This is a genomic window from Delftia sp. WSY_10 (assembly GCF_043104705.1).
Classification (GTDB): domain Bacteria; phylum Pseudomonadota; class Gammaproteobacteria; order Burkholderiales; family Burkholderiaceae_C; genus Comamonas; species Comamonas tsuruhatensis.
In genome coordinates this window covers 569,512-581,805 of the sequence record NZ_JBICKY010000056.1, presented here as the reverse complement: position 1 = coordinate 581,805, position 12,294 = coordinate 569,512, and the positions used below count along the sequence as shown (strand labels likewise).

Below are 12,294 nucleotides of genomic sequence, written 5' to 3'. Positions count from 1 at the left end.
AACTGCGCGGCAGTGTTGCATGCCCGGATGACGGAACGCCCATGGCGCCCGGTCATCATCCATTGTTCTGCATCCAGCCCGGCAGCTTGAAGCGCACGATGGCCAGATAGGCCACCACGTAGCTGACCACGAACAGCAGGCAGAACCCCACCAGGACCGGTGTATTGCTCCAGAACAGCAGCGCAGGCACCACGGTCAGCAGCGTGAAGGCCCACAGATAGGGGGAGGTCCGGTTATTGCGGCGAAGCATGCGCCGGGCCAGATCATCGTCGAACACGCCGCGCACGATGCGCCGATAGATGAGCTGGTGGAAATGCAGGGCATCCGCCATGCCCGGCGACATGCCGCGCATCAGCTTGCGGTAAATGGAAAACACCGTCTCCCAGACCGGATAGATCAGCAGCAGCATGGGAAACCATGGAGAGACTGCGGAATTGCGCTGCACCAGGGCGATGCTGGCCAGGGCAATCGCCAGGCCCCAGACATAGGCTCCGCCATCGCCGGCAAACATCATGCCGCGCGGGTAGTTCCAGACCAGGAAGCCGCAGGTGGCGGCGGCCAGCGTCACCAGCATGGCGGCCAGCGTGCGGTCGCCCACCTGCAAGGCCACATGGGCCAGCGCCAGGCAGATGATGGTGGCCACCATGCCAGCCAGCCCGTTGTATCCGTCGATGATATTGAAGGCGTGGGGCAGGCCCGTCAGGGCCAGGACGGCCAGGCCCATGCCCAGCCAGGGCATGGCAGGACCCAGCGCCTGTTCCAGCCAGGGCCAGCCGAGCCGAGGCACGGTGAGGCCGCACAGCAAAACAGCCAGCACGGCGCTCAGCAGTGTCAGCACCAGCCGGTAGCGCACGCTCAGGCGCTGCGAGACATCCTCGATGACGCCGCCGACCACGGCCGGCAGCATGGCAGCCAGGCATACGACGACCCACAGCTGCATGCGCAGCGACGAAGGATCTCCGCGCATGCTCAGCCAGGTGCCGACTCCCCAGGAGACAGCCAGCCCGAGGTACATGGGCACGCCCCCCAGCCGGGGCACCTCGCCCATGTGGAAACGCTGCGGCTTGTCGTATCCGTAGGAGGACGTTGCGGACCGCCGGGCCCAGCGCAGCAGCAGCGCACAGCCGATGAAGGAGACCATGAAGGCCAGTACCGACATCCAGATCACGATGGTTCTCCACGCAGGCTGCGCAGCGAGAGCGCTGCCTGCGGCAGGGCCCTGGCCTTTCGGTAGGCCGGGCGGCTCCACAGCCGCAGCAGGCTGGCCACGTGCCATGCGCCGTGGCGCAGGCTGCGCCGACTCGCCCTCTGGCCCGCATGGACCACAGGCAAACCGCCGCGCCTGAGTTCTCCGCCCAGCACCCGCAGGCGAAGGCACAGATCCACATCCTCACAATACATATAGAAACCTTCGTCAAACCCACGCAGTCGCAGCCAGCTGTCCCGGCCCAGCACCAGGCAGGCCGCATTCACCCATTCCACATGCCGCTCCACGCGCCCGCGCAGCTTGCGCCGCAGCAAATTCCACAGCGATGGCAGCTCCCGTTCGAAATCCTGCAGCGCGCCGTCTTCACCGATCTGGGGGGGATAGGCCAGGGCCAGTCCCGGACGGGCCACCAGCGCCAGAAGGTCTTGCAACGGCTCCTCCTGCTCGCTCCAGAACACATCGGGATTGATCACGCAGACAAACGGCTCCCATGCGCTCGCCAGCGCCCGGTTGTGGTTGCAGCCGAACCCCAGAGGCTGCGCATTGCGCCGGATCTCCAGAGCAAAGGGCCAGCCGGCCACGGGCGCCTGGGGCTCCGCCTCGGGAATGTTGAGCGTCAACACCACACGGGACACCGGCGCAAGGCGCGCCGAAGCCAGGCACTCAAGCAGCCTCTGGATATGAGCGCCATGTCCGTGGCTCACCACCGACACGACCAACGATGAACCCATCAATGCCGCCCTTCAGATCTTCAAATTCCCGCACGGGAATCACGCGCCGCAGAAACGGCGGCACAGAGTATTCCGCCGACGGCCTTCGTCAAGCGTCAGCGGCCATGCCGTAATGCAAAAAAATGCAACAGCCGCGCAATATGTCATTACCCGGCCATGCCATGCAGTCACTGCAGTGGCCGGCATTATGATGCGCGACAATCTGCCGCCCGGACTTCCGGGATTTTTTGCGCCCTGACGTGGGCGCAGCTTGCTGCCCGCTGCGGACTGGCCAAGGCCGTCTGGCATGAATGAATACGGCTGCGGCACCTGCTCCCAGCGGAGAGATTGCCCGGCACCCCTTTTCCTATGACCACACCCATTCCCGATCCCCACGTCTACCTGCGCACCGTCGATCTGAACGAGCGCACGTCGCTGTCCGTGCTGGCCGGCCATGTCCGGGCCCAGGCGCACATACTGGATCTGGGTTGCGGCAGCGGCGCGCTGGGCGCCTTTCTCGCCGAGCACAAGCAATGCGTCTGCGACGGCGTCACCCTGAGCCAGGAAGAGGCACGCCATGCAGCGCCCTTCTACCGCCATGTCCATGTGGCCGACCTGGAAGACTGCGACCTGGACCAGCTCTTCGGCGAAGCACGCTATGACTACATCGTCTGCGCCGACGTGCTGGAGCACCTTCGCCAGCCCGAGCGCATCCTGGCTGCATGCCGCAAGCGGCTGACGCCCGAAGGCCGTCTGCTGATCTCCGTGCCCAATGCAGGCTACAGCGGCCTGGTGGCAGAACTGCTGCATGGCGAATTCCGCTACCGCGAAGAAGGCCTGCTGGACCGCACCCACCTGCGTTTTTTCACGCGGCGCTCGCTGTCGCGCTTTCTGGCCGAGCAAGGCTGGCAGGTGGACGACATCGACACCATCGAACGGGCGCTCCCCGAATCCGAGTTCCGCGTCGCCTACGACAGCCTGCCCCCTGCCGTTGCCCGCCACCTGCTGGCCACGCCCGATGCACTGGCCTACCAGTTCATCGCCAGTGCCGCCCCGGCGGCCCAGGCACAGGCCATCGAGCCGCCGGTGAACTATCCACAGGCACATGCCCTATTCACGGCACAGCTCTACATGGCACGCGCTGGCCGCTATGACGAAGAAAGCAAGCTCTCCACCACGGGCATCATTGGCCAGGCACGCCAGACACTGCGCTTTGCGCTGCCCGACCACAACACTTCACTGAGCCATCTGCGTCTGGACCTGGCCGACCGGCCGGGCTTCATACACCTGCATCGGCTGGCCTTGCTCGATGCGCAAGGCGCCGTCGTCTGGCAATGGCTGCCCGAGGATTCGGACGCTGCCCTGCTGGGGCAACGCCCGCATCATCAGCTCGTGTGGAATGGACTTCATCCGGCAGGCGCCTTCTCGCTGATGCTGCTTCTGACCGGCGATGACCCCTGGTTCGAACTGCCCATTCCCGCAGAAACCCTGGCTGCACTGCGTGGCGCCTCGCTGGAGATCGAGATGGGATGGCCCATGTCGGCCGACTATCTGGCGCTGGCGGGCGCCGTGCAGCCGCTTGAACGGCAGATCGCGCAGGAGCGCAGCCGGGCCAATGATCTGCAGGATCAACTGCACACCCAGCAACTGGTGCATGAACAGCAACATGCGGAAACCCTTAGCCGGCTCGCCAATGAGCTTCAAGGACTGAATGTTGAGATTCAGCACAAGAGTGACTCCATCAAGGGCCTTTCGCATCGAAATGCTCTGCTAGAAGAGAGCTACGCGGCACAAAGCAAGGAACGCGCCATCTGGCAGCAGGAGGCCACCCGCGTGCAGCGGGACTTCGCGCGCCTGGAGCAGCACCTGCGCGATATCGAGAACTCCACCGTCTTCCGGGCCACGCGCCCTCTCGTCCACGCCAAGATGCGCATTGACCGCCTGCTGGGCCGCACGCCCGTGCCTGCCCCTGTCCTCCACACACCCGTGCCCCAGCCGATGCCGCAGCAGCCCGTCGATGTGATCGTGCCCGTGTACCGCGGCCTGGACGACACGCGCAACTGCATCGAATCCGTTCTGGCCAGCCCCTGCCGCACGCACTGGCAACTCGTGGTCATCAACGATGCCAGCCCGGAGCCCGAAGTCACGGCCTGGCTGCGCGAAAAGGCTGCGCAGGAGCCCCGCATCACTTTGCTGGAGAACGAGGAGAACCTCGGCTTCGTCGGCACCGTCAACCGCGGCATGGCGCTGAACACCGCCCATGACGTGCTGCTGCTCAACAGCGACACCGTGGTTGCCAATGACTGGCTGGACCGCATCCGCCAGGCTGCCTACGGAGATGCACGCATCGCCTCCGTCACGCCGTTTTCCAACAACGCCACCATCTGCAGCTACCCGCGCTTTTGCGAGGGCAACGACCTGCCGCCCGGCATGGATACGGCCGCCATCGACGCACTGTGCGCGCGCACCAATCCCGGCCAGGTGGTGGACGTGCCGACCGGCGTGGGCTTTTGCATGTACATCCGCCGCGACAGCCTGAACGCCGTCGGCCTGTTCGACACCGAGCACTTCGGCAAGGGCTATGGCGAGGAAAACGACTTCTGCCAGCGTGCCGCAGCCGCTGGCTGGCGCAACCTGCATCTGCTGGACACCTTCGTGCTGCACACAGGCGGCGTGAGCTTCGGAGAAAGCAAGAGCCCGCGTGAACGTGCCGCCATGGAAACCCTGCGCAGGCTGCATCCGCGCTACGAAGCCGATGTCATGGCCTTCGTCCAGGCGGATCCCGCATGTACGGCTCGCTTGGCAATTGATGTGGCTCGCCTGCAGGCAGACGCCGCGCACCTGCCGGTGGTGCTTTCCGTCCTGCATGATCGAGCGGGCGGCACCGTTCGCCATGTGCGCGAACTGGCGCAGCATCTGCAAGGCAAGGCCATGTTCCTGACCCTGTCTCCTGCTGCAGGCGGCGCCGTGGTGCTGCGCCGCGCCGAAGAGAAAGAAGCCTTCGAGCTGGCCTTCCGCGTCGCCGACCAGATGGAGGAACTGGTGCAGGCCCTGCGCCAGCTTGGCGTGGTGCATGTGCACTACCAGCACCTGCTGGGCCACAGCGAAGCCATCCTGGACCTTCCCGCCCGCCTGGGTGCGGCCTATGACTTCACGACCCACGACTTCTACACCTACTGCAAGAACATATCGCTGACCGGCATAGACAACCGCTACATCGAACCGACACATGAAGGAGAGTGCGGCTGCTGCGAACCGGGAGACACCGCCCCCTACGCAGGCACCGTAGCCCAGTGGCGCCATCGCAATGCACTGCTGCTGAACAATGCACGCCATGTACTCGCGCCCAGCCAGGACACGGCCGGCCGGATCGCCGGCTTCGCGCCCGGCGCGCGTGTCCAGGCGGTTGCCCACACCGACCTGCCGGCACAGCTGCCGGCTCCAACGGCGCGACCATTGGCCGAGACAGCCCCGCTCAAAGTCGTGGTCTTGGGTGCCATGAGCGCCATCAAGGGCGCCGACGTGCTGGAAGCCGTGGCGCAGGAGGCCGCCAAGCGTGGCGCACCCGTAGAGTTCCACTTGCTGGGCTACGGCTACCGCAGCCTGCAGACCCAGCCGCGCGCTCGCCTGACCGTGCATGGCGCCTACAAGGAAGAGGAGCTGCCTGCGCTGCTGGAGTGGCTGCAGCCCGACCTGGCCTGGTTCCCTGCGCAATGGCCGGAGACCTATAGCTACACGCTCAGCGCGTGCCTGGCTTCTGGCCTGCCTATCGTCGGCCCCGATATCGGTGCATTTCCGGAGCGTCTTGCCGGGCGTGAATGGTCATGGGTCCACGCCTGGGATGCCAGCCCTGCACAATGGCTGGATTTCTTCGCCAAGGTACGTCAGGCGCATTTCATCGCCTCACAGGCACCGGAAACTCCTCCTGCGTCAGACATGCCGCAGGCGCTGGCTGGCGAAGCCTTCTATGGGCAAAGCTACCTGAAAGGCCTTCAGCCTTGCGAACAGGCCGTGCTCCAGCCCCTGCCCCAGGTTTTTCTGGCAACGCATCGCCTGCAGCGCGAAACCCATGTGGCCAGCTCAATGGCATTGGCCGCCCTGGCACGGTTGCGCTCCATGCCAGTCCTGCGCGGCGTGGCCAGGTGCATCCCCGCGCACTGGCAGCGGCGTGTCAAGAACTGGCTGCAGGCCTGAGCCCTGGACCATGAATTCGCAGGCGCCGCCAAGATGCCAAGGCCTGCGCAGTTCAGGACTTGCCCAGCAACAGCAAGATCTCGTTATTGCGCAACCAATCCTCGGGATATCGTCCCTGCAGCGCCTGCGGAACGGGCATATCGACATGGCGCCGCTCCTCGCGCAGCACGTCGAAGCCGGCCTGCCGGGCGATATCGATCAGCTCATCGGCAGTGAGTCGGTTCAGCGCCTGGTACTCCTTGAAGACAAAGCGCTTGTAACCATCGACACCGAAATCGGCAAAGCCGAAATCCACCTCGGCAGCATCCAACGGACCTTCATGCTTGTCGATGATGCTCCATAGCTCCTCTTCCGAAGCCATCAGGTGGTGCCAAGGTACATCGTCATAGCGGCGCAGATGCGAGCCCCAGGGCGAATGGAACAGCGGCTCAATCTGCAGGAAGAACACCCCGCCAGGGCGCAGGCAGGCGTGCAGGTCCGCCAGAATCGGCAGCACCTTGTCGCGCTGCACATGCTCAAAGGTGGACCAACTGAGCAATCCATCGTAATTTGCATGGCGCCCCGCCAGTGGCGAATTGGGCACGATGGTCTCAAAGCTCAGCGCTGCAGGAATGCGCGACATGCCCAATTGCTCTCGCGCGATGCGCGGCAGCTTGGCGTATTCCTGGCGGATGTCGATGCCGTGGATGGACGTCGCACCATGGCGCAATACCAGGGCCAGATCGGTAATGCCATCGCCGCAGCCGAAATTCAGCAGCCGAGCCTTGGACAGATCCAGCGCCCGACCCAGCCAATCATGCGCCAGATCTGCAGCATAGTTGAAATGTGCACGAAACCATTCATCCGTGATCTTGCCGGCATCCCATGGCGCCAGGCCGAACAGTCTCTCCTGCAAGCGCAGCTTCCAACTCATGCAATCGTCCTCTTTGTTCTATCAAATGGCCTGGCTGCCGTTCACAGCCGTTGAAGCACATAGGCATCCTGGTGGTTCCAGAAATGCACCAGTGAACGATGGCGCAAGGCATCACTGCCCCAGGTTTCGGCAATGCGCTCCAGCACGAAACGCTCCGAGGTGAACGCCGTGCCGTACTCATTGGCATCAATGGCATTCGATTCGCTGGACGGTGCGAAGAAAAAACCGTCATCGTCCAGTGTCACACTATCGAAATCCGCAGCCTTCACGCCATGGGTGCTGAACACCAGCAGACCACCCGGCGCCACCGCATCGCGCAGCACCTGCAGCCATCGCGTCCAGGTCGAGCGCGGCAGATGGCTGAACAGCGACAGTACAAACACCAGCTCGTACTGCTGAGGCCAGCGTACCTGCTCCGGCACGCTGGCCGACGCAAAGCCCTGCACACCGAAGGTCTGCCTGGAAAAGTCCACGGCATCGATCACGATGTCCGAGACCGTGACCCGTTCCGCACCCAGTGCCTTGACCAGGTGCCGTGTGAAGCGGCCATGGCCGCTGGCGAACTCCAGCACGCTGGCCGTGTGCAGCAAGGGCTTGTCCACTGCCTCCAGCAGCAGCATCAGCTCCGACAGCGTGCGCCAACCATCAGCGAAGTAGTCGCGCAGCGGATTGCGGCTGGAGGGATGTCCACGGAAGAAGCCAAAGATATCGTCCTGTGGCGAGATCCTGCACTCAAGCCCCATGATGTTGGAGAACGAGCCCACAAGGCCATGGGTCTCGATCAGCTCATGAGCCTGCAGCAGCGCATCGTTTTCGCTTCGTGCGCGAAGCAGTACCTGGGCAGCGCCAGCCCTGTCTCCCTGCTCCAGCAGTTGGCTGGCTTCTTTCAGCAGACGTTGCCCTTCGCTCAAATCCGTGGGCAGAGAACTCGTTGTATTCATTGAACTATCCGGGGAGAGTTGTGTGCAAAGGCCGAAAAACCGACTTCAGCTCACTAGGCGCCGCAGCGGTGGAAGAGAAAAAAGCGCCAGCGATGTCACCGCAGACAGCGCAAACACCAGCAGCGTCATCAAAGGCCAGTAACTGCCGGCTTGTGCAAGACCATAGCCCCAACGTGCCAGCATATCGATCCAGAAGGGGTGAATGGCATAGATGCCCAAAGTGGCCTTGCCCAGGTGATTGACCCAGGCCGGCACCCTGTGCGCGGGAAAGCGAAGTGCCAGCAAGAAAACGCAGAAGGTCAGCATCATCGCAAACGGGCTGCGATTGCTGTAGAAGAGCACGAAGGCCCACTCCTTGAGCGCCGGGTAAAGCAATGCCACACCCCCTGCCATGCCCGCAATCGCCAGGATCACGCCCAGCCACAATTGCCATGACGTCAGGCGCACCTGGCGCCTGAGCAGATAGTAGCCACCGAGGAAATAGACGATAAACAGGGGAGCAAGCCCGATGAAGCTGGCATGCGAGGTCTTCTGCAGCGTCTGTGCGATGGAGACAAACCACGTCATGCCCGCTGCCACTGCCAAGAGATGGCGCCATCCCGGGCCATCCCCCACGCCCAGCACCGCATAGCGCATGGCAGGCATCATCAGGTACAGGCCCAGCATCATGTACATGAACCACAGGTGGTACCAGGGGCTGCCCAGCACCACATCCTGCACGATGCCCGCCCAGGTCATTCCGCCCCACATCCACTGGCGCCAAGCGAAATAGAACACCGACCAGAACAGCAGCGCGGGCAGCAGCCGGGACAGGCGTTGGCCCACCATGCCCCAGGGATCACGTTCGGCAGGCCGCGCCAACAGCACCGCCCCGCCCACCATCACAAACATGGAACTGCCCAGGCGCCCGGCCGCGTCTCCGATATTGGCAACCCACCAACCCAGGCTGTGCAAGTCGACCTGCGACACCCGCAGCACTGCCGTATGCACCATGATCACGCCGAACGATGCCAGTACCTTGAGCAGATTCAAGCGTGGATCAACACCCGACCTGGCCTCGCCAGCGGGCGGCGCGTGCTGCTGCGATCGTGCCGACTCCTGCGCCATCGTTCAGTTCCAGTGATGAGGAAGGCGCACCAATCCAGGCAGCGGCTTTGGGAAGATGAAGCGCAGATGCAGGAACTGGAACCATTCGTCATAGACGGCAAGACCTGTCTCATCGAACAGGAAGGCACTGATCACATAGTCGCCGCTGTGCAGAGGCAGTTCGGGGAAGGTCAATACCGTCTGCCAGGTTCCATCAGGCAATTGCCGCGGAAAAGCGCCATCTTCGTGGGTGGCCAGGGAGGTGATTCCCACTCCCTTGGACTGCTCGATCATGAAGCCTATGTGCGGGCGCTCCTCCCCGCGTCCGCGCGCCGTGATGGTCACCACCAGATCCTGGCTCTGCAGCAGGCCAGGCTGATCGCCCTCAGGCTCGGCCAGATCCTTCACATCCACCGACAGGATGCAGGCCGTGCCGCTGTCCACGGCAGCCACGGGCCCCGATGGCGGAGCCTCTGCCTCATGCGCCGTTGCCTGCTCACGCCCGCCTGCCCCCTCGGATGCAGCAGCGCCTTCCAGCGCTTGCTGCTCGCGCTCCTGGCGCTCGCGTGTGTGCATATCGTAGGCAGCAAGCACCTGCTCGGTATCGCCGAACTGCGCCACCTGCCCCCCACGCAGCCACAGTGCAGCGTCGCAGAGATGGCGGATGTGGTACGGACTGTGGGAGCAGAACAGGATAGTGCAGCCGCTGTTGCGGAAGGCCATGATGCGTTCGATGCATTTCTTCTGGAAATGCTGGTCACCCACGGCCAATGCTTCATCGATGATCAGCACATCGGGTTGCACCGCCGTCACCAGCGCAAACGCCAGGCGCACGGTCATGCCCGAGGAATAGGTCTTGACCGGGCGCTCCATCGCCTCGCCCAGCTCGGCGAAGGCAGCAATCTCGGGCTCCAGCTCGCGCATGCGCTCGGGGCTGATGCCGATCAGGCTGCCGCCGAAATACAGATTGTCACGGCCGCTGAAATCAGGATGGAACCCGGCGCCCAGCTCCAGAATGGCCGTCACCCGGCCCACGCGTTCGATCTTTCCGCAGCTCGGCTGCAAGGTACCTGCCAACAGCTTGAGCAGCGAACTCTTGCCTGCGCCGTTGTCGCCAATCACGCCAATGCACTGGCCGCGGTGCAGTTCGAACGACACATCGCGCAGCGCCCAATGGCTGCGGTGCGTGGCGGTTCCTGTCAGCAGCGCCTTGAACCGCGCGCGCGGCGACGGGTATAGCTTGTATTCCTTGCCCAGGTCGCGCACGCGCAAAACCAGGTCTTCGGGCAGCTCGACATGCTTGGCGTTCATAGCCAGTCCACCAATTGATCGCGGCTGCGCCGCACCAGGCCGTTCAGGAGCACGGCCAGCACCAGCAGCCAAGCGCCCAGGGCCACCCACACCGCAAGCTGGGGCCACAGGCCCTGCAGCAGCACATTCTGGTAGCCCAGCACCAGCGCCGTCATGGGATTGGCCCAGAGCACCCAGCGCCAGCGCTCGGGAAACAGCGCCAGGGGAAACAGGATGGGCGACAGGTAAATGCCCACCGACAGCAGGAAGGTCACCAACTGCCCCACATCCCGCAGCGCCGCCGTCAGGATGGCCAGCGCATAGGCCAGCAGCGAGCACAGCAGCAACTGGCCCAGCAGCAGCGGCACCAGGGCCAGCATGGAGGTGTTCAAGCCATGCTGCGGCAGATAGGCCAGCGCCACCAGCAGCAGCAGCGGCCCGAAGATCACGCTGCTGGCCAGCACGGCCCGCAGCGGAAACAGCACGGGCGGCAGCGGGTTCTTTTGCAGGATGCCGCCCGCCTCGATCAGGCTGTTCATGCCACGCGAGGTGGCATCGCAGAACGCCATCCAGGGCAAGGCGCCCACGACCAGGAACGCGCCCACGGCATGCGTGGGCGCGTTGTCGCCCAGGCGCATGGAGAACACCACGTCGAACACGAGATAGTAGGCAGCCACCGTGAGCAGGGGCTGCAGATAGGGCCAGAGCACGCCTGCGGCCGTGCCCGCATGGCGAGCCGCCACCTCGCGCCGGGTCATCACCCACAGCAGGCTGCGTGCCTGCCACAGCGCGCGGCATTCGCCGAATAAAGAGTACATGCGTTGTTATGCGACAAGTGCCGCCCACGTCGCATGGCGACGCAGCGGCACTTCGTTCATGCCAAACCCGGTATTTTCGCGCAAGACGCCGGGTCTGTGCCTGCCTTTATGAGGCTGTCCAGGCAAAGAGTGTCAGTTTTTGCTGCCTGTGCTCGAAATACGCAGTGTCGCCCCCTGCGCAATCAGGCTTGGCATCCGCGCAGCCAGCAAGAAGAGACTCAGTGCTTCTTGACGCTTTCGCTGTATGCCTTGATGGCATCAGGTTTGAGCGTGCCCTTGGCGCGCAGCTTTTCCGCTTCCTTGTCGATGGCGTCCTGCACAGCCTTGGCACGCACCTCGGCCACGAGCTGCTCACGAACCTCCGCGTAAGGTTGCACACCAGCGGGGCGACGGGCTTCCAGCTTCAGGATGTGGTAGCCGAACTTGGTCTTCACGGGTGCACTCAGGGCACCAGGCTTGTCCAGCGCAAAAGCGGCCTCATCGAACTCGGGAACCATGCGGCCACGCTCGAAATAGCCCAGGTCTCCGCCCTTGGCAGCGCTGCCCTTGTCGATGGAATTAACCTTGGCCAGCTCCGCGAAATCGGCGCCAGACTGGAGCTGGACAAGCAACTGCTCTGCCTTGGCCTTGGATTCAGGAGTATCGCCGGCAATCAGGATGTGGCGCACCTGCACCTGCTCGAGGTGCGAAAAGCGATCCGGCTTGGCATTGTAGGCATTGCGCGCCTGGGATTCGGCCAGCGCATCCGACAGATTGTGCTTGGCCTGCATGTTCTGCAACCAGGCGTCCGACAGCATCTTGTCGCGCGCAAGGCGCATGACGGCATCCAGATCCGCCTGCTTCACCAGTTTCTGCTTTTGCGCCTCATCAGCCAGGGCGCGGCGCACATAGAGGCTGGTGACGATCTGCTCGACCCGCTTGGGGTCGGACAACACCTGGCTGCGCAAGGCGTCCGGCGTGCGCAGCGCATCTGCGTTGACGTCGCTGGTCGTGATCCGGGCTGGGCCATCCATCAAAGCCTGGGCTTCGTCGGCGCGGGCGCTGGCACCCAGCAGGCAGCCAGCCATCAAGGCAAGGGCCAGCGCGGTGCGCGGCAGAGAGGAAAAAGCAGTCTTGGTCATTCGCATGCTTACCA

The 12,294-nt window shown here is 63.8% G+C and carries 9 protein-coding genes; 1 reads left to right on the top strand and 8 read right to left on the bottom strand.

What is annotated here, in order from left to right; all coding sequences use genetic code 11:
• Positions 1–55 precede the first annotated feature (55 nt).
• On the bottom strand, positions 56–1,159 hold the full coding sequence (locus tag ACF8ML_RS25260; RefSeq protein ID WP_203401067.1) for a glycosyltransferase family 4 protein: 1,104 nt from the start codon (positions 1,157–1,159) through the stop codon (positions 56–58).
• A gap of 5 nt (positions 1,160–1,164) precedes the next feature.
• The gene (locus ACF8ML_RS25255; RefSeq protein ID WP_392408271.1) at positions 1,165–1,938 is read right to left on the bottom strand and encodes a glycosyltransferase family 2 protein; all 774 of its coding nucleotides are present in this window, start codon (positions 1,936–1,938) and stop codon (positions 1,165–1,167) included.
• A gap of 348 nt (positions 1,939–2,286) precedes the next feature.
• On the opposite strand from ACF8ML_RS25255, the gene ACF8ML_RS25250 reads away from it, so the two are divergent.
• Entirely contained in the window at positions 2,287–6,111 is a 3,825-nt protein-coding gene (locus tag ACF8ML_RS25250; protein WP_392408269.1) for a methyltransferase domain-containing protein, read from the top strand.
• A 52-nt stretch (positions 6,112–6,163) separates the two neighbouring features.
• Here the strand turns inward: ACF8ML_RS25250 and ACF8ML_RS25245 are convergent, their stop codons facing one another.
• The 6 genes from ACF8ML_RS25245 to ACF8ML_RS25220 form a co-directional block, all read right to left on the bottom strand.
• The gene (locus tag ACF8ML_RS25245) at positions 6,164–7,024 is read right to left on the bottom strand and encodes a cyclopropane-fatty-acyl-phospholipid synthase family protein (protein ID WP_047326198.1); all 861 of its coding nucleotides are present in this window, start codon (positions 7,022–7,024) and stop codon (positions 6,164–6,166) included.
• 41 nt (positions 7,025–7,065) lie between these two features.
• Positions 7,066–7,965: a bifunctional 2-polyprenyl-6-hydroxyphenol methylase/3-demethylubiquinol 3-O-methyltransferase UbiG gene (locus tag ACF8ML_RS25240; RefSeq protein ID WP_047326199.1), complete on the bottom strand. Its 900-nt coding sequence runs from the start codon at positions 7,963–7,965 to the stop codon at positions 7,066–7,068.
• 45 nt (positions 7,966–8,010) lie between these two features.
• The gene (locus tag ACF8ML_RS25235) at positions 8,011–8,997 is read right to left on the bottom strand and encodes an acyltransferase (RefSeq protein WP_160310738.1); all 987 of its coding nucleotides are present in this window, start codon (positions 8,995–8,997) and stop codon (positions 8,011–8,013) included.
• Between the two features lie 78 nt (positions 8,998–9,075).
• Entirely contained in the window at positions 9,076–10,362 is a 1,287-nt protein-coding gene (locus tag ACF8ML_RS25230) for an ABC transporter ATP-binding protein (RefSeq protein ID WP_047326201.1), read from the bottom strand.
• The gene (locus tag ACF8ML_RS25225) at positions 10,359–11,159 is read right to left on the bottom strand and encodes an ABC transporter permease (protein ID WP_392408267.1); all 801 of its coding nucleotides are present in this window, start codon (positions 11,157–11,159) and stop codon (positions 10,359–10,361) included. Before ACF8ML_RS25225 ends, ACF8ML_RS25230 begins: the two co-directional genes overlap by 4 nt.
• A 218-nt stretch (positions 11,160–11,377) precedes the next feature.
• Positions 11,378–12,106: a peptidylprolyl isomerase gene (locus ACF8ML_RS25220; protein WP_392422646.1), complete on the bottom strand. Its 729-nt coding sequence runs from the start codon at positions 12,104–12,106 to the stop codon at positions 11,378–11,380.
• Between the last annotated feature and the right edge of the window lie 188 nt (positions 12,107–12,294).

What these genes read in the sequence shown, in the direction of transcription:
- ACF8ML_RS25260 (WP_203401067.1), bottom strand. Translation starts at nt 1,159, where the DNA reads ATGTCGGTACTGGCCTTCATGGTCTCCTTCATCGGCTGTGCGCTGCTG.
- ACF8ML_RS25255 (WP_392408271.1), bottom strand. Translation starts at nt 1,938, where the DNA reads ATGGGTTCATCGTTGGTCGTGTCGGTGGTGAGCCACGGACATGGCGCT.
- ACF8ML_RS25250 (WP_392408269.1), top strand. Translation starts at nt 2,287, where the DNA reads ATGACCACACCCATTCCCGATCCCCACGTCTACCTGCGCACCGTCGAT.
- ACF8ML_RS25245 (WP_047326198.1), bottom strand. Translation starts at nt 7,024, where the DNA reads ATGAGTTGGAAGCTGCGCTTGCAGGAGAGACTGTTCGGCCTGGCGCCA.
- ACF8ML_RS25240 (WP_047326199.1), bottom strand. Translation starts at nt 7,965, where the DNA reads ATGAATACAACGAGTTCTCTGCCCACGGATTTGAGCGAAGGGCAACGT.
- ACF8ML_RS25230 (WP_047326201.1), bottom strand. Translation starts at nt 10,362, where the DNA reads ATGAACGCCAAGCATGTCGAGCTGCCCGAAGACCTGGTTTTGCGCGTG.
- ACF8ML_RS25225 (WP_392408267.1), bottom strand. Translation starts at nt 11,159, where the DNA reads ATGTACTCTTTATTCGGCGAATGCCGCGCGCTGTGGCAGGCACGCAGC.